General features: G+C 36.9%; 16 protein-coding genes and 2 pseudogenes. 12 read left to right on the top strand and 6 right to left on the bottom strand.

The features are described 5' to 3' along the window. Window positions 1-284 (bottom strand): annotated as a pseudogene (locus HX13_RS19585) (SOS mutagenesis and repair protein UmuC); the annotation flags it as partial. Between the two features lie 395 nt (window positions 285-679). Here HX13_RS19585 and HX13_RS19580 point away from each other — a divergent pair. From HX13_RS19580 to HX13_RS19530, 12 genes are all read left to right on the top strand, one after another. After that, window positions 680-1,180, top strand: a complete 501-nt coding sequence (locus HX13_RS19580) for a M15 family metallopeptidase (RefSeq protein WP_050022451.1) — start codon at window positions 680-682, stop codon at window positions 1,178-1,180. A 193-nt stretch (window positions 1,181-1,373) separates the two neighbouring features. Next, window positions 1,374-1,727 (top strand): patatin-like phospholipase family protein, encoded by a 354-nt coding sequence (locus HX13_RS24965; protein ID WP_238555537.1) that lies wholly within the window; start codon window positions 1,374-1,376, stop codon window positions 1,725-1,727. Further along, the gene (locus HX13_RS19575) at window positions 1,720-2,412 is read left to right on the top strand and encodes a patatin-like phospholipase family protein (protein WP_238555536.1); all 693 of its coding nucleotides are present in this window, start codon (window positions 1,720-1,722) and stop codon (window positions 2,410-2,412) included. Before HX13_RS24965 ends, HX13_RS19575 begins: the two co-directional genes overlap by 8 nt. Before the next feature lie 156 nt (window positions 2,413-2,568). Then, window positions 2,569-2,814: a hypothetical protein gene (locus HX13_RS19570; protein ID WP_050022450.1), complete on the top strand. Its 246-nt coding sequence runs from the start codon at window positions 2,569-2,571 to the stop codon at window positions 2,812-2,814. Window positions 2,815-3,117: 303 nt separating this feature from the next. After that, window positions 3,118-7,191 carry a hypothetical protein gene (locus tag HX13_RS22870; RefSeq protein ID WP_185113626.1) on the top strand — a complete coding sequence of 1,358 codons (4,074 nt, stop codon included), beginning with the start codon at window positions 3,118-3,120 and terminating at the stop codon, window positions 7,189-7,191. 18 nt (window positions 7,192-7,209) lie between these two features. After that, window positions 7,210-7,578 (top strand): hypothetical protein, encoded by a 369-nt coding sequence (locus tag HX13_RS19560; RefSeq protein ID WP_050022449.1) that lies wholly within the window; start codon window positions 7,210-7,212, stop codon window positions 7,576-7,578. Further along, entirely contained in the window at window positions 7,556-9,628 is a 2,073-nt protein-coding gene (locus tag HX13_RS19555; protein WP_050022448.1) for a hypothetical protein, read from the top strand. Before HX13_RS19560 ends, HX13_RS19555 begins: the two co-directional genes overlap by 23 nt. Window positions 9,629-9,684: 56 nt before the next feature. Then, entirely contained in the window at window positions 9,685-10,185 is a 501-nt protein-coding gene (locus HX13_RS19550) for an EndoU domain-containing protein (protein ID WP_202962938.1), read from the top strand. A 10-nt stretch (window positions 10,186-10,195) separates the two neighbouring features. Further along, on the top strand, window positions 10,196-10,507 hold the full coding sequence (locus tag HX13_RS19545) for a hypothetical protein (protein ID WP_050022446.1): 312 nt from the start codon (window positions 10,196-10,198) through the stop codon (window positions 10,505-10,507). Between the two features lie 157 nt (window positions 10,508-10,664). Beyond that, window positions 10,665-11,585 carry a helix-turn-helix transcriptional regulator gene (locus HX13_RS19540; RefSeq protein ID WP_050022445.1) on the top strand — a complete coding sequence of 307 codons (921 nt, stop codon included), beginning with the start codon at window positions 10,665-10,667 and terminating at the stop codon, window positions 11,583-11,585. Window positions 11,586-11,628: 43 nt separating this feature from the next. Further along, the gene (locus tag HX13_RS19535; protein WP_228377714.1) at window positions 11,629-12,252 is read left to right on the top strand and encodes a hypothetical protein; all 624 of its coding nucleotides are present in this window, start codon (window positions 11,629-11,631) and stop codon (window positions 12,250-12,252) included. Beyond that, complete coding sequence (locus tag HX13_RS19530; protein WP_050022444.1) at window positions 12,253-12,684, top strand: nucleoside deaminase; 432 nt, start codon at window positions 12,253-12,255, stop codon at window positions 12,682-12,684. It abuts the gene before it with no gap. Between the two features lie 43 nt (window positions 12,685-12,727). Here the strand turns inward: HX13_RS19530 and HX13_RS19525 are convergent, their stop codons facing one another. The 5 genes and pseudogenes from HX13_RS19525 to HX13_RS19505 form a co-directional block, all read right to left on the bottom strand. Then, the gene (locus HX13_RS19525) at window positions 12,728-13,261 is read right to left on the bottom strand and encodes a GNAT family N-acetyltransferase (protein WP_050022443.1); all 534 of its coding nucleotides are present in this window, start codon (window positions 13,259-13,261) and stop codon (window positions 12,728-12,730) included. 53 nt (window positions 13,262-13,314) lie between these two features. Beyond that, window positions 13,315-14,073 carry a type III pantothenate kinase gene (locus tag HX13_RS19520; protein ID WP_050022442.1) on the bottom strand — a complete coding sequence of 253 codons (759 nt, stop codon included), beginning with the start codon at window positions 14,071-14,073 and terminating at the stop codon, window positions 13,315-13,317. A gap of 354 nt (window positions 14,074-14,427) precedes the next feature. After that, window positions 14,428-16,266: a M1 family metallopeptidase gene (locus HX13_RS19515; protein ID WP_050022441.1), complete on the bottom strand. Its 1,839-nt coding sequence runs from the start codon at window positions 16,264-16,266 to the stop codon at window positions 14,428-14,430. A 166-nt stretch (window positions 16,267-16,432) separates the two neighbouring features. Continuing rightward, the gene (locus HX13_RS19510; protein ID WP_050022440.1) at window positions 16,433-16,903 is read right to left on the bottom strand and encodes a hypothetical protein; all 471 of its coding nucleotides are present in this window, start codon (window positions 16,901-16,903) and stop codon (window positions 16,433-16,435) included. Between the two features lie 177 nt (window positions 16,904-17,080). Then, a pseudogene (locus HX13_RS19505) lies at window positions 17,081-18,345 on the bottom strand (DUF6909 family protein); the annotation flags it as partial.

The raw sequence follows: 18,345 nt of genomic DNA, 5'->3' as shown, positions 1-18,345 counted from the left end.
TCAATACTGTAAACCTCATGTTCCAATACATAGGATTTGGCAATATTAATAACCATTTGGCTTTTATAATTGTACAGCTCAAATTTGGCAGAAAAACTTTTCACATCATGCTTCTGAAAGAGCTCCTTGTATTTGAAAGCCGGGGCAGCCATGGGAATGCCCAGGTCTTTTGCTTCTTTACTTCTGGACACAACGCATCCGTCGTTGTTGGAAAGAACCACAACGGGCTTGCCTTCAAGTTCAGGATCCAGGGTCCTTTCACAGGAAACAAAAATTATTGTCAATCTACCAGGGCATACATAGCAATTGTGTTGTAAATGTCTATACAAAATTATTGTTTTTAAAGAATAAAAAAATCTTTTAGACCAGAATTAACATCACATTTAACATATTGAAAAACAAATGAATGATCTTTTAAAATGCGACATGTTTTGTCGCATTAACCTGCTAGTTTTGTGTTCAAAAACATTTTTTTTGACAATGAATCCTCTTCAGCTGTCTTGCATCAATGCAAGAATAGCTCAATCTTATCAGAGCTTCAATAAGAACTTATAAAGCTCATCATCATTACGAAAGTATAACTTTCAACAAAAAGATTGAAATTGTTAAAAAAATTTCATCAAACACGTCAAGTTTCGTCGCAAAGACCCTGTACTTTTGTTTTATAGCAATAAAAATTATGGACAAAATAACATTAGACAGAATCCGGAAGCTTCATCCGGTAGTCCGGGAGGAAGTTAAGCAGATCATTAAAGAATGCGATGAAGCTCTTACCGGAAAAGCCAAGGTAAGAATTACCCAGGGATTAAGATCTTTTGAGGAGCAGGAAAAACTTTATGCAATCGGAAGAATTACCTCGGGAAGAAAGGTAACCAATGCAAAAGCCGGACAGAGTATCCACAATTATGGGCTTGCCGTGGATATCTGCCTGATTATTGATGGAAAAGCAGCAAGCTGGGACACTGTAAAAGATTGGGATAATGATAAAGTAGCCGATTGGTATGAATGCGTAAAAATTTTCGCTAAACATGGATGGGACTGGGGAGGAAACTGGAAGACTTTTAAAGATCTTCCCCATTTTGAAAAAAGGATGATTCCATCGCAAAAAGGCCTTATAAAAACCAACTGGAGAACACTTTTGAAAATGCCCAGGGATTCACAAAATTATGTCATTTTTTAATTCTCCTGTGTTGGAAATTAATTAAAATACGACAAGTTCTGTCGCTTCCCCGTCTTACCTTTGCTTTACAAGTTTAACAACAAAAAAAGCAATAAAATCCAGACATAAAAGCCGGAATATTACCTAAGATATCTATCGGTCTCATGGATTTTTACATTGCATGTGTCTTTTTAACAACCAATTAAAACATCACATGAAAAAGATAACCATTCTTTCTTTGGACGGGGGTGGAATAAGAGGAATTATTACCTGTATTATTCTACGTTACATAGAAGAACAGCTCCAGTATTATGATAAACCGGGTGCCAAGCTCGGAGATTATTTTGATCTGGTGGCAGGCAGCAGTACAGGAGGACTGATTGCTTCTATTATTCTATGTCCCGATGAAGCCCGGAAAGCAAAATATTCTATCCAGAAAGGATTAGAGTTGTATGCAGAAAAGGGCGGCGACATCTTCCAGGTTTCTTTTTGGGAAAAGCTGGTTAATCCTTTTGGATTATTGAATGAAAGAATTTCGCAAGAAGCGCTTAAAAAAAAATTTGAATGACTTTTTTGGAAATTTAGAATTAAAAGAATTAATAAAACCTTGTTTAATTACAAGCTATGATATAGAAAACAGAAGGGCTAAACTTTTCAATTCATGGGAGGCAAACCTCAGCACAGATAATTTTTACGTAAAGGATATATGCAGGGCAACTTCAGCGGCACCTACCTATTTCAGTCCGGTACAGATCAAATCTATGTACGGCCAGATTTTCAGCCTGATCGATGGAGGTATGTTTGCCAACAATCCTGCACTTTGTGCCTATGCGGAAGCCAGAAAAATTCCTTTTGCAGAGGTATTGAAAAACCATCAGAAAGCCAATCATCCGGGAGTGAATGACATGATCATAATTTCTATCGGAACAGGAGTTGAAGCCAGACCTTATTCTTTCAAGAGACTTGAAAAAGCGGGAAAAATAGGCTGGGTTAATCCGATTATTGACATCCTGATGTCTGCCAATGCAGAAACAGTAGATTACCAGTTGGATCAAATGTTCCAGACTTTAGGGTTAAGAAACCAGAAAAACTATTACCGTTTGAATCCTTCTTTAAAAAATGCTTCTCCTGCAATGGATAACGTGAGGAGATCCAATATTGAAAACCTGATACAAGCCGGTTTGAGCTACATTGATGATAACAGAGAAACACTGAATCAAATTGTTCAGAAACTCATTAAAAACAAAATATAAGCTATCAAGCTTATAAAGACACAATATAAGCTTAAAAACTTATATCAGAAAATAAAAGATTTTTTTAACACGTCGAGTTTTGTCGCTTTCCCCTGCTACTTTTGGAGTATAAAACAAAGCCACAAAAAACAATCTATAAAAAATTTAAAAAAGCCTTTGAATTCAACATTTACCAATGTTGGACAGCCTGAAATATGTTTAAAAAATAACCAATATCCTAAAGCACATAATATGGAAACACCCCATCACAATTCCCATATAGACTTCGATGAAGATCTTTATACCATAGAATGGAGCGACATCGAAAATGCTGAGATGGATTATGAAAACTATCTCAACGACATTGAAAATTTCTTCAGAGAAGATTTTGAGAATGATACTCTGGAAGAAGAAACCTTATAAAAACTTTTAACCTTGCTAAGTTCTGACGCTGTCCACTGTTTTTTTGCAGCCTCTATAATGCCTTTATAGCAGCCTTATCAATTTCGCAACGCCTTTGAATCACCATTCACAAAAGAGTGGACAGCCGGAACTATGCCAAAAAACTAATAACCATTTTTAAATGAATCTGAAAATTAAGAAATCAGGTGGATATCCTTTTGCCGGAAACCACCTTAAAAAATAAGGTAAAGTATCTGAAACCCATCTATTAAAAAGACGTTTCAAAATTTAATTCAATTAATAAATACCTAACAATATTACAAAATGAGCGATATTGAAAATAAAGCAGCCGGTTCTGCTGACAATACACCATCACAAACACTTTTCAGATTTGTAAGCCTTAGAAGCCCTCAGCAATCTGATGATAAAGAACAGGATAAAAGATTTATTCTGGCACCTGGAAAATTAAAGGAAAGCCATTTCTACAAATATGTATTGAGCCAACCTGCAACACCGAGAAAGCAATCATTAAGTGAATATGCAAGAACATATGAAGAGACCCAGGATTGTATAAAAGATAAAGATTATTTGAAAAATACCTTTCCTGAATTATATGATTTTTCTATTGAAATTGCCAAAAATAAACAGTCTGTTACTGGTACAGAACTGGAAAAAAGTGTGAGGCATTTGCAAGATGTTTTTGCTACTGATGATATCAAAATAACCCTTCTTCTTTGGAATAACCTTATTTACCAGGTGGTATCTCAAAAAGATTTTTATATCAAAGAAACTCTTATGCACATGCTTCTTGGGTTGCATGTAGCTCAGAATTTTGATGTCTCAAAGAGCAGCCTACTCATCAATGCAAGAGTAGTATTACCCAAAGATCTGATAATGGACAACCCGGATGCCTTTCCAATAGGCTCCGCTGCAAGGATGGAAATAGAGGAAGGAGAAGTTACTTCACCTTCTTCATATATGGAAAAACAGCAAAAAATCCAGGAAGCCAAAGCATTATTAGACCGATATGAAACACTGAACAAAGAGATTGCTCTTATTGAAAACAATTATAATAACGAATATCAACGTGAATATAAAGGCAGCGAGGAAAAGTACAGAGAATCAATTCAGCCACTTATCGATGAATATAATGCCCGTGTAGAAGAAGTAAAAAGAAAATATTGTGACATCAGAAATCCGGAGCAACCATATAATCCTTTGGATCCCTGTCAGCAGCCGGAACAAGTTCCTTATCCGAAGATTCCAAAATTTGAATTTTCTTTCCGCCCTGAAATAGATGGAAGAACAATAGCCGATTCATTGAAGCCGGCCAGCGTTGATACGGTTCTATCTCTTTTGGATTATGACTTTTCCGGCCCGGAAAAAGAAAGAATAGATAATGCAGGAACTATTGATACTTTACTGGCAGGCAGAAATAAATTTTCTGAATTGAAAGATCTTATTATCAATGCCAAGGAAAAAGCCAACAGGGTTATTGTAGATAACATTTTGGATAACGCAGAAACTTATACCAGCATTGGAGGAGTTATTCTTCCTGTTTCCAGAGTAGAGACAATTCCCTTTTCCTATCAGTTATGTCCCAGATTTATTTTAAGAAACACTTGCCTGGACCTGTCTATCGATGTACCGGATGCCTCATGGAATGTAGCCAGCATGAGCTATACGCTTTACACCAATGCAGGGCCTGTTTCCGGAACATATTTTGAGAAAAACCGGGTAGGAAATAAAATATTCTTAACCAAACTATTGGGCACTGCTACAACAGATGGAGTTTACATTTCTCAGACGGAAAACTTTTCAATGGATGTCAAGATTACCTTCACCAATGGTAAAATAACCATTTTTCATCCAAGGATTATTACAATGAAGTCCTGCTACTCCTCTGCTTTTGAAATCGTTAATGAAATAAAGAATCCTGTTGAGCCAGACGATTCTTTCATTCCATCAGGCTTCGGATTTAAACAGATAGGTATTGCAGATTACCTTAAAGTAGAACAAACTACTCATGCTTACGTAGAAGGAGAAGTTGCCCACATTGAAAACATCATGGCTCGCGAATATCGTGAAAAGGCCACAAGAAGGCTAAGAAGAAGCGAGAATACAACCACCACATCCTCCGATACTGAAAGGGAGAAACTTACGGACACTACTACTGCTACCAGGTTTGAAATGCAGACAGAAATTGCCAAAATGCTACAGGAAGCCAGAGACACCAATGTACAGGCCCATTTTGATGCAACCTGGAAAACAGGAACAGGGCCAATGGCAGCTACTTTAAACACCGGGATCGCAGGAGGATATGCCAATCATTCTTCTAAAGAGGAAAGTACCAGACAAGCGATGACTCAGGCCCAGGACATTACAGCCAGAGCCCTTGACAGAGTTGTTACTAAAGTACATGAAGAAAGGATTGAGAAAATCATTGAAGAGTTTGAAGAAAACAATAAACACGGCTTTGATAACACCAAAGGAGATAAGCATGTAGTCGGAGTTTTCCGTTGGGTAGATAAACTCATGAAAAATCAGATCTACAATTACGGGAAACGTATGATGTTTGAATTCATGGTCCCTCAGCCGGCCAAACTCCATACCTTGGGCATGACCTTGGACAAGTCAGCAACCAAAAGTGATCTTGTAAAACCTGAAGATCCAAGAAAAGCAACGTACTTACCTATAGAAAGTTATGCTGCATTAACTAATGAAGCCGCTTTAAGATATTGGGTGAGTAAATACAATGTTGAAATCGATGAAAAACCTTCTGAATTTTTTAGTATCAGTAAATCATTCAGCGGACGTGACGGAAATTTCGGGGGGAAAGATGACGATAAAGTTCAGATTGTTAATGGAAATGGAGAAATGGAAGTTCCGGAAGGCTATATCGTAAGAAATGCCGACTATACTTTCCAGACTTATCCGCATAGCTTTAAAGGCGCCCACCAGGCTTTCATGACCATCGGAGGACAAGGCACCTATTGGATTACTTCACCAGCGAGTACCCAAGTCAGTGGAACTACAGGAACCCTGAACATTAAAAATAAGCTGGAATTCAGTTTTGCTACCGGAGAAAGCCCAATTATCCAAGGAACTCTGAAACTTAATTTAGAGTTAACCCCCGAAACAAGAAATGCATGGCTTCAGAAAACATTCAAAGCGATTATTGACGGATATGAAAAAGCATTAGCAATTTACGAACAAAGGCTGGCAGAAGAAAAAGCCAATGGTATTCAAATTAAAGGTACCAATCCAGGGTTTTACCGTCAAATCGAAAATACGGTTCTTCGTAAAAACTGTATTTCCTATATGGTCAACAGAGCAGCCAATTCCACACATGGATACGGAATGGCAGGATTAACCACTGGAAGCACTTTTACCGACTATGAAACCAACCTTTCTTCAACACTGGATAAATATACAGCCTTCCTGAAATTCATGGAGCAAGCTTTTGAATGGGAAAATCTTTCTTATTATTTGTACCCTTATTATTGGGCCAACAAAACAGAATGGACCAATCTTTACCAGGCGGAAGATGTAGATCCTTTATTTAGAGCCTTCCTGCAGAGTGGTATGGCCAGAGTGGTAGTAACCGTTCGTCCCGGCTTCGAAGATGCTGTTCAGTTTTATATGGCTACCGGGAAAATCTGGAATGGCGGAGAAGTTCCTGTAATAGGAGATCCTCTTTACCTGTCAATAGTAGACGAAATGAAAGAACCAAAAGGAGTAAAACAAGGAAAAGCCTGGATCACAAGACTTCCTACTCCTTTAAACATTCTTCAGGCTGAAAGTATTGGCTTGAAAGTACAACACGCTTTACCGTTCACTGTTGAAGACCCTAATGAGTTTGAGGTACCTGGTGACGTGATTACAGATAGTAATTTCGTTAAAGATGAATCGCTTTTAGGCAATGCCTCTTCAGAAAAATGGATTCAATTGACCTGGAATGCCATGGACAGTGAATCTTATGCTACCATTGGAGATTTGGATCAACAGGCAGTTTTCCCGAGGGTCTATGAGTTTCAGGGAAACTCAATAACGATTGATAGAGATGCTAACTGGCAGAAAACAGATTCTGCTATTAAATTCTATGAAGAACTGGCTTACGAAATTTCTAAAACAGATGGTGTAGAAGTTCTTCCAAGTGAGCTGCGAGGATTACGCTTAAGAATTGATGTCAATAAAATCAAGAGTTTTAAATTATGTAAGCCTAATCCATCAAGCAATGATGATATTTTAGAATTTATTACAGATGGAAATTCTTATCTAAAATTCTCAAATGGGCTATCACAATATGGAATAGCAAGAACCCTGGACAAGAATGGAAACAAATTGACTGAACAGGATTTCCTAGACAAAGCTCCACTGAAGAAATTCTTACTATAATCCTGAAAAAAAGTAACAATGAGCCGAGTAAAACCCGAGGCTATCTGGCAGCACGACAAAGTGCTGCCTTATATCCTCACGATCTTAAAGGATAAGATTGATGATATTACTGCCGTTGAGAAAATCTTTCTTTTCGGAAGCAGAGGAAGAATCCCTACAGAACAATGGAATGAATTGGAGGGAAAAGACTGGGATGTCCTGGTGCAGGCAAAATGCAAACTGAAGAATGCCCAGGTTCTTGTGGATAAAAATTATCATTTAGATCTTGTGGTATTGGATGAAGAAAGAATTAACACGTACCACAACCCAGATAATCTCACGATGATTTTCCCGGAAAATAAATTAAGCTATTTAACTCTCAAAAATGAAAACAATGGGAATATTTGATACCCTGTCCGGGCTTAAAACAATTTCTTTTGACCAGATAAATGAAAATCCGGAAGGAAGCCAAATGTCAACCGGCTTTTCAAATCCTGCCGCATCTTTTGAAGAAATTTCATACGACCGGAAATTCAGCCAGGAAGACAAATGCAAAATAACCAAAGGAGACTTTTACAAAGCCAATATGGACCTGAATAAGCTCCTGAACCACATAAGCGATAGAACAAACGATGCTTTTTTTTTCTATTACCAGAATTATGCATTAGAAAATATTACAGTAAGTGCAGGAGTAACTCCTATAACCGGAATTCCTTTAACCAGTACTTATACTCCTACCAAATATTTTGAATATACAAAAGGTAATGAAAAAAGATCCGTCGAGGTATCTGTAGAACTTAATCAAAGGCCTTGCTTTGTAAGCCTGCAAAAAGCCGGAAGCGTATTTTATCTTAATCCTGAAAGAAAAGAAATGGATTTTCGTTTAGAATTCGTTTATACGGATTATTTAGATAAGAGAGCTTTTAACAGTACCACAGGAAAATATAATCTTGATAAAAAATACAATGCAATTATTATTAGTATTTCGGATATAGAAGGCTTTATAGCTTTATGCGAAAGATTAAGAATAAGTAATCAGGCAAAAAACGAGATCACCGATCTTTTTGTAGAGAAAATAAAACAAACCAAAGATGCAGGAGCATTAAAGTTTCTGTATGAAAATATGCCCGATTTTATCTCAGAGGAAATCTTAAACAGGTTAGATATGGAAATGGGAGTTGCTATTACGGTGCTAAAAGATAAAAATGCAGCACCGATAAAAAACTCAACTCCTGCCCAGGAGTTTCTTTGGGGCCATCTTGAACTGCTTTCAGATTATGATGACAAAGGATTTTTCAGCTGGGCAAAAGATTCCAGTGGAGCCCTGATTAATCTTCTCAAAATTTTCAAAAACAGTCAGTTCCTTTTTGAAAGCTTTAAAAACAACCAGGCAATGGTAAAAAGAATTTTCAATAACATGGATAAAACTTCGGTAGTCGACGGAACTGAAATAAGCAATAAGACATTATTTGCCAATTTCATCAATGCACTCTGTATGGATAATGCCTTTGAAGGGTTGAGGATGGTAAACAAAGAGTTTGTGATAGGTGATAATTATGCTTTTTCTTCCGGTGGCTTCTTTCAAGAGGAAAAAGATAATGAGTTTTTTTTACAACAACTCAAAAAAGTAACCCGGACCGAAACCGAAATTATTCCGGATGACCTTCCTTCCCATGTAGAAAGAATACAGGTAGACAGGACCTCTTTAGATCCTGCGGAAAAAGGAAATCTATACCATCCTATGGACATTGTACGCGTTAGATATGATGGGGAAAATAATTTTGCTTTTCCTTTTGTATCGGCAATTAGTATTAAAGCACTTGCTGAAGCCAGAGAACAACAGGAGCTTGAAAAAAATATCAGAATAGGATTGGATATTTTTCTTATTGTAGTGGGTACAGCCACTATGCTTACTACTGCCAATCCTACCGTTTTTGCGCTCGCTTTTGCTGATGTCGCTTTAGCATCCGCAGATGGCGTGATTACGGCCAATCGTGAAGAAATTGCTGCAATGCCCGGAGGAAAAGAATTCCTGGACAAATGGGAAAAAATATACATTATCGGAGGTATTATTTTAGCTACCCCGGCAACAGTGGAGTTTCTATTTGCACGGGCAGCAGGGCTTTACCGGGCTGCTATAGCAATAAAAAACTTTAATTATGCCAATTTCTTTAAATCCTGTATGGTTAAAATTATGCTGGAGCGTGAAATTCTTACTTTCGCAGGAAATACAGTAAAATCAAGTTCCGGTATTGAGATAAAAATCCTGGAATACAATAGCCAGGTTATATCGAAGGCTACTAATTTTAACTTTGGAAAATATGATAATTTATTACCACTATATGAAAAAGGAGCTATATTAGTAGAGGTAGAAGGAAAAGAGTATGCTCTTGTTTATAAAGGAGAAAGATTAATCCAGGGAGCTCCTACGGATAAATTCCTGCAAAAGTTTTTTTAAAGAATTAAAAAAAAGTTTACCGATATCCCGAAAAACTAGTAGTTAACCTAGAAGAGCTGTATAAATTAAGACATTTACCCGATGATGTTCTGGAACATGCCAGCTTAGGTGAATTTGCTGCACCGGGTAACCCTAACAGGAGTACTCTTCCCGGAAAAATGAAAAGCGGAGGGCATTCACAGGAAAATATAAATTTTCTTGATAAAATCGGAAGAAAATACAAAGTAGAACATACTTATGAAAATGGAGTCAGAATTGGAGCTGTAGAGGGACATGATAGTAAATTTAAACGACTTATAGAAGGACAGACTAATACAGGACAATCCTGGTTTCCGGAATCTTGGGATAAAACCAAAATAAAACTAGCCGGAGGTTATGTTATTGAAAGGAATTTTGAAGCATTTAAAATTCTGGAAGATGGTATTCCTATTTTTGATAATTTTGATGGAATAAGGGTTGGAGTAATGAAAACAAGAGGTAAGCCTGCAACCATTTTCCCTGATAATGCAAAACAGCCTCTACTAAATAGTAATAAATTTGAATTTAATCCATTTTAAAGAATAAACAATGAAAACAGAAATTATAGAAATCGTTCAGAGAATTAAAAATAAACACGTAAATGATCCTACGGTTTCTGAAGATAAAGATCAAATAGTTGAAGTTTTACTCTCCGATGTAAAAGAAGCAATAAAAACAATAAGTACTCTTGATGAAGATACTTTGGAATGGATATCTTCACGATTTGAGGATCTTTCGTACAAACTTCAAAGTAAAGAATTTATTGATTGTTTAAAGAATCTGCTTCTTAAATTCCCCAACAATATGACATTAAAAGAAGATGTTGAAGATGCTATTGAGGCCTATTACGGAAATGTATAACATTAAAATTATATTTGTCAAACTGCCGTTTCATATTTGATACGGAAATAGCAGTCTGATCTCTTTTTAAGAAAATATCGTATTTTCTGACATACAATTAAAAACGCGACACGTTTTGTCGCATTAAGCCCATATATTTGTCTTATAAAATTAGATCATGAAAAAAGATTTTTATCTGACAAGATATGCCTTAATTATTAAAAGATTAGAAAGTTCTCCGGCTACCTATTCCCAGCTGGAGGACTATCTTTTAAACTCTTTTGAATTTCAGGATGCAGGGATCAAGAGCTACTCTATCCGTACCTTGCAGCGGGATATCCGTGAAATTTCCGATCTTTTCAATCTTTCCATTCACAATAAGAAAAAAGGTGACAACCGGTATTATATTGAGAGCCGCCCGATTATGGAAGTGGATGAGTATAACCAAAAGCTCCTGGAATCTTTTCAGGTGAGCAATGCATTGAATCTTCATCCGGATTTTTCAGATTTTATCTTCTTTGAAAGCAGGAAGCCCACCGGAGTTGAACATTTCTATGATCTGTTCTTTGCCATTCGTAACAAAAGAGTGGTTTCTTTTGAACATTATAATTACAAAAACAAACTGATGACTTCCAGAAAAGTTCATCCGTTGGCCCTGAAAGAATCTAAAGACCGATGGTATCTTATTGCGATCGATACCAAAGACAAACTTTTGAAATCATTTGGTTTGGACAGGATTAATTATCTGGATGTTAGTAAAACTAAATTCCGTGAAAAATATAACTATAATTTTAGAGAACATTTTAAAAATGCATTTGGGGTGATGAATCTGGCTGAGCAAAAGCCACAGAATATTGTATTGAAATGCAGCCGTCATCAGGGAGAGTACATCAGAAGTTTCCCACTTCACCAATCGCAAAAAGAGACCAAAGAAACGCCGGAAGAAATTTATTTTGAATTCTTCCTGCATCCTACTTACGACTTTATGCAGGAGATTCTTTCATATGGGAAAGAGGTTACCGTTTTAGAACCTAAAGCTTTAGTTGATGAAATCAGAACCCATCTCCAGGAATCTCTGAACCGTTACCTTGAAAGCTGAAGAATCTCATATTTTTTAATTATATTTACATAAATATACTGAATTGAGAGCTTTATTAATCTGTATTTGCTGTATTATTTCTGCTTTTTGCCTGTCACAGCAAAAGGAAGAGTTCCGGGTAGTAAAAAATTATTACAACCAGCACAGAACTATGCTCAATAAAGAATTCAAGAAGAAATTTGATGCCGAATCCAACACCTTCAAAAAGGCTGCTATAAAAGGTGATTTTCTTTTCTTCATGAAAAAAATGGACAGTATTGAAAATAATGCATTGATCGGAGCCTTGTTACGGGTAAGAAACCTGGAAGATCTTCAATTGATAAAAAAAATAAAAGACGGATCCCAAACGGAAAACAAAAATAATGATGTAGAAACAGCACCCAATTATCCGGGAGGAATCAATTCATTGAGACAGGAGGTTGCCGATCTTCTTTATACGGATGGTGTTCATTCTGAACCCAAAACAGTCATGACAGATGTGATTTTTACGGTTGAGCCGGATGGTAGCATCAGCAATGTACATGCACAAGGCGATAATTTCACATTCAACAGGCAGGCTGAAATTGCGATGTATTCCATTTCTGAAAAATTTACGCCCGCCACCGCCAAAGGTGATCCGGCCAGTTTTCAATTCAGGCTTCCTTTAACTTTAACGATGACAGAATAAATGTTTACCGACGAATATTATATGAAGATGGCTTTACAGGAAGCTGAAATTGCCCTGGAAAAAGATGAGGTCCCTATCGGTTGTATTGTTGTTTCCAATAGCCGGGTTATTGCAAAGGCCCATAACCTCACCGAAACCCTGAATGACGTTACCGCCCATGCAGAAATGCAGGCCATCACTTCCGCTGCTCATTTTCTTGGTGGTAAATATTTAAAGGATTGTACGCTCTATGTCACTATGGAACCTTGTGTTATGTGTGCAGGAGCATTATCCTGGGCTCAGATTTCAAAAGTAGTTATAGGGGCCAGAGATGAGCAGAGAGGTTTCATTAATAAACACCTCTCCCTACACCCGAAAACAGAAATTGTAACGGGAATTATGGAAAACGAATGCTCATCTATTGTTAAAACATTTTTTAAAAATAAAAGATAAATACTCAATACGAATAAAACGGAGACCGGAATGATCTCCGTTTTTATTTATGATTATTAAAAATGGAATACATGACAAGATCAAAATATTCTCCATCTTTTTTTACTTCTTCTTTTAAAAAGGCCTCTTTCTCCATTCCTATTTTCTCCATTATTTTCCCTGAGGCGGGATTGTGAGGAAAATGAGTGGCAAAAATTTTATTAAAATTAAGTTTTTTGAAGCCAAAATCTATTATAGCTTTGGCTGCTTCAGTTACGTATCCTTTATTCCAGTAAGGCATTCCGATCCAATAACCTAATTCAGCCTTATCATCATCCCTGTCATGAAGCCCGATAGCACCGATAATTTGTCCTTCTTTATTACGGATTCCGAAAGTATATCCCGAGTTATTTTCAAAAGCTTCTTCAGACATTTTCAACCAGAACCTGGCATCACTTTCCGTGTAAGGATAAGGAATGTTAGAAGTAAGGTCCGAATAAATTTTATGCTGAAGATATTCAACGATAAAAGGAATATCTTTCTCTTCCAGATGGGAAAGAATAAGTCTTTCCGTTTTAATTACAGGAAAATCTTTCATTTTAATAAAAATTAAGGCAAATTAAGGCTTTGTCTCAGCCTCAGTTATTACAATTATAAATCTTTACCTAAAAAATAAAGCCCTTTCAGGGTATGCAGCCTGTCCATCACGTGAATTTTTTCCGTTAGGGGTTTATATACATGAGAGACTCCTCCTGTTGCAACCACAAAGCAATCATCATTCACCTCATCATTGATACGGTTGATAAAGCCTTCTACCATTCCTAAAAAACCATAAACCATCCCGCTTTGCATGCAGGTCACCGTATCCAGTCCTAAAACAGATTTAGGCTTTTTAAGTTCGATATCAGGAAGCTGGGCTGTCTGGCTGATCAGTGAATTGAGTGATGTCACAATTCCCGGCGCAATAATTACACCTAAGGTTTCTCCTGTTTCTGCTACACAGCTTGCGGTAAGAGCCGTTCCGAAATCAATAACGATTTTCTTTCTGTCCGGATATAGATTATGTGCAGCCACCAGATTAGCATAGATATCCGTTCCCATTTGCTTGGATTTTGCCTGAACCCCTGAAGGGGTATTCCTGTCAACAATTACAGGAGTAGTACCGTGAATTTTTTTGATTCCTGAGCTCATTACTTTGGTCAGCTGTGGCACCACCGATCCTATAATCACTTTCCCGATTTCTTTAGGCTCAATTTTATAGGTCTGATAAAGCATCAGCATCTGTACATACAGCTCATCCGCAGTTCTGTAGGGCTTGGTATTGATTACCCATGAAATATCACAATTATCACCATTAAAAAGTCCAAATCTGATATTGCTGTTCCCTACGTTGATTACAATTGAATTCATTTATTTTTTAAACTAAAGAGATTTGTAAATAAGTGTAAAAATAAAGCTTTATGATCAAAAACTTAATGAAATCCCATATTAATTTAGATTGATAAGGTTCAAACTTTATCTCAATTAATGGTATTTTCAACACACTTATTAAGTAAAGAACTACACCTGCAAGTTTATCCTGTTATTCCTTAAAGGTCTTGGATACAGTTGAAACAACAAAATCAATTGTACTATATGAAAAATCTGAAAAAAAATCTTGCAGGGTTTCTATCAAAGATTGCGGATCCCCGGTTATTTGGTAATTTCCACGACATGAAAAGAGGCTGCCCCAAGTGGCAGCCTCTGTTTTTATCATTATCTGAATTATTTCACCTCAACAAAATTATCCGCCATATTCACATCCGCAATTCTCTGACTGAAATCTATTCCTAACACGGACAATTGAGATTTTGTGTAAGGAATTGTAATGGTATATTCCTTTTGTGTCCATGGCCAGTAAGGCATGGTTTTAAACTCACCATAGATATCTTTTTCTTTCCATGTATGGGTCATATTCAATGGAATCTGGTAGGTAACCACTTTTTTATCTGTAGTCATTACGCTGAAATCTATCGGCATAGGCACCTGTCCATTATTTACAAGGGTAATTGTTGTTGACTTTGCATCGTATTTTACATCTTTAATTCCATAATCAATGGTTTTGGTCGTATTGATCCAATAGTGGTGAAACCATTTTAAATCCATTCCGGATACTTTTTGGGCAATATGAAGAAAATCTCTGTCTGACGGATGTTTCATACTCCACTGATCATAATATTGCTTTAAGGTTTCAGCAAGGTTCTGTTCTCCCATGATGTATCCTAATTGTACAAGATACAATTCTCCTTTCACATAAGAAGCATAGGTATAAGCTGTTCCGTTATCATGATGGTCTCCCAGCCAAACAGCCGGCTCCTCAATTCCTTTTTTAATAAAGTTTCTGTAGGCGTCTAAGGTTTTAGCAAAAGGATTGGGTAAATCTTCCGGAAATAATTGGTGCATGGTATACCCTTCCGCATAGCTTGTAAAGCCTTCATCCATCCATGGACGTACAGATTCGTTTGTGGCCAGCATCTGCTGGTACCAGGAATGAGATCCTTCATGAGCCATTAGTCCCATCAGTCCTTTAATATCTTTTGCTTCCCCTAAAATCATCGTACACATTCCATATTCCATACCACCGTCTCCACCTTGGATAAACGCATAAGTAGGATATACATATTTTCCAAAATGAGAATTCATGATCTGGAAATATTTTGTGATATAAGGCTGGGCTTCACCCCAGACTTTAGTTTTGTCATTTTTCTGATACACCAGGTATATTTTCGGCCCTTCCGGAACATTGAAGCTTTCTACAGAATAATCCCTGTCTGCGCTCCACGCAAAATCAAGAATGTTTTTTGCGGTCCATTTCCAGGTTGCTTTCTTATCTTTTTCTGTCTTTATTTTAGCATTGGCATCATAACCCTTTACTTCAGAAGGGTTTTCAAGGATACCTCCTGCTCCTACTACATAATCTTTATTGATCCTGATGGTTACATCAAAATCTGAAAATGGCGCATGGAACTCTCTTCCCAGATAATCAAAAGTTGCCCATCCGTCATAATCATATTCTGCAATTTTCGGGTACCACTGGGTCATCGTCATATCTACCCCTTCCCTGTTATTTCTTCCACTCCTTCTGATCTGCTGAGGGATTACAGCATCCCAGTCCATAGTAAAAGTAGTAGTGGAGTTCGGTTTGACAGGTTCAGCCAGATATACTTTCATAATGGTTTCCTGAACTTCAAATTTCAGATCCTTTCCATTTTGCCTGATCCAGTGAATATTCTGGGCTCCCTCCTGGTCCTTAGGAATGGATGCCAATCTTGAAATCCCCTCTTTTTGTAATCTTCCATCACCATTCTTCCCCTGGGAAGCCACTCTCTGGTCCATCATGGAATTAGGCTTAAAGGCATTCCAATACAAATGAAAATATACCACTTTTAGCTCATCAGGTGAGTTGTTCGTGTATTCTAAGGTTTGTTTTCCCTGGTAAGTAAATTTTTCAGCATTGACATCAATATCCATCTTATACTTTGCAGCCTGCTGATAATAAGCTCCTTGCTGAGCCTGAAATTGTGAAATGATAAACGCAAAAATGATTGCAGCCGATTTTCTCATTTAAAATTTTATTTTTTCTAAAGGTAGTAATTTAAATAACACTCTCAAATTAGAGTTATTTGAAGGTTTTATTCTATTGAATATGGTTTTAGATGGATTTTAAATCAAATTGTTAAAACGATAAGAAGGTTATTTATAATCACAGATGACTATGCCTGTCTTTTCTTTAGTTATTTTTCAACAGTTTTTTAATTAAAGTAATCTGTCCCAGATGATAATATGCATGTTCAATCATTCCATCAATATTCCTTTGGTATGTTCCATATTTTTCATCAACAAAAACCTCATCAAGCTTAGAACCAGGCATCTGTTCCAATAATACCGCAAACTTTTCAGCGTCTAACCAGAGCTTATTCAACAATCCTTCCCATTGCTCCCGGGATTCAATAGGAGGAAGATCAAAACTGAACTGATCTTTTATTTCCAGTTCTCCGCCTTCCAACACATTGACAATTCCTGCAATATAATAATCGATATGGAAAGTGAGCATAGCAATGGTGTTCAAAGAACCCACCCTTGCTATCGCCTGTTCCCAGGTAACATCAGACAACTGGTCTTTAAAATTGGTATTGGCAATCCAAAAACCATCAAGTATTACCTCCCTGAATCTTTTGGTTAATTGTGAAACTGAATTCATGATTACTGTTTTTTATTTTTTAAAGTAAACAATATAAGAATTTCTACTAATATTCTCAATGGATTTAGTACGCAGAAGCTTATTGCAATGATCTTTATCAAGGTTAAAACCTTAACAAGCCTCACAAAAAAACCTCAGATGTATCACCTGAGGTTGTTATTATAATTATAATTACGATTATTTTTTAGCAGAAGTAGTTTTCCCGGCACTTTCAAAAATCTTTTCCAGAATTCTCAGGGTAATGAGGTAAGTGGGTTTTACTCCTGTAAGGCCAAGGCCTCCTGAAGATAAGGTACTTCCTGTTTCCAAAGGATTATCCGAAGCATAATAAGCATACATCACAAACAAATCCGGCGAAATATGGTGTCTGATTTTAGAAGCCACCTGAATAGCCTTCTGGTAATGGGCTCCTTCCATTTCAAGACCTATGGCTTTCCATGAAGTGTTCATGAAGTAGGATAAAATATCCCTGTTTTGCAGTGAAGTTCCCAATACGGTAATCATTGGACCTTCAAAAGCTCTCAATTCATCATCTTTAAAGTCTTCCAGCTTCAAAGCATTTTCAAATGGGTAATTATCCGCAGTCCCTTCAAAAATATGAGAAGTAGGAATCATGATATCGCCTTTTTCTCCGGTAAGAATTCCCGCTTTTCCCATGATCGATACAGACTTCACTTTCATCATGTAAACTTCCCCTTTATGTTCAAAAGGTCTTAAAAGCTCATCCATCACTTCAAAAGCCTGTTCTCCGAAAGCATAATCGAATACCATCACTACATCATCTCCTGAGAACTTACTGCCTGCAAACGGCGTATTCTTCAAATCAGTTTTGCTGAGGTCTATAATCTGGACATCTATATTGCTTCCGCTTTTGTCCGCAATATAAATCATCCCTTCTTCCAAAGCATATTTTAATACTTTATCACGAAGGTCTTTTTTTGTTGGAGATTTCTTCGTACAGTTTATAGTCTACATCATGATGCTGTTTCTTTTTAAGGGCATCATTGGCATACAGCATATTTTTCACAGAATGCATATTGGCGGAAATAATATGCAACGGACGCATATGAAGATCATTTTCAAATAAAACTTCTTTTACTTTATTGGCCCATTTTTCACCAAAGTAATGGTGTCCCACCCTTTCCTTTAATATGGCACTAAAATAAATTTCTCTTTCTCTGGCACCTTTTGCGTCTTCAAGGCTTACCTTTCCCAGATTGTAGATGATTTTAAATAGACGGTCAGGGTTATTATCATCTCCAAAGGTATTATAAGCCCTCAAGGTTTCATCAAAAGATCTCCCGATTAAAGAAGAAAGATGGATAAGAGCAACCTCTTTTTCTTTCCTGCTGAATTTTTTCTCTCCTTTTACTACCTCTTCAATAATTTTAAAGGCCCTTGTTGGTTTCCAGTTTTCATCCTGGATGAAAGCCAGATTACGG

It is taken from the genome of Chryseobacterium sp. P1-3, assembly GCF_000738495.1.
GTDB classification, from domain to species: domain Bacteria; phylum Bacteroidota; class Bacteroidia; order Flavobacteriales; family Weeksellaceae; genus Chryseobacterium; species Chryseobacterium gallinarum.
Note: the sequence above shows the minus strand (reverse complement) of the source record. Positions and strands in the feature narration are given on the sequence as shown.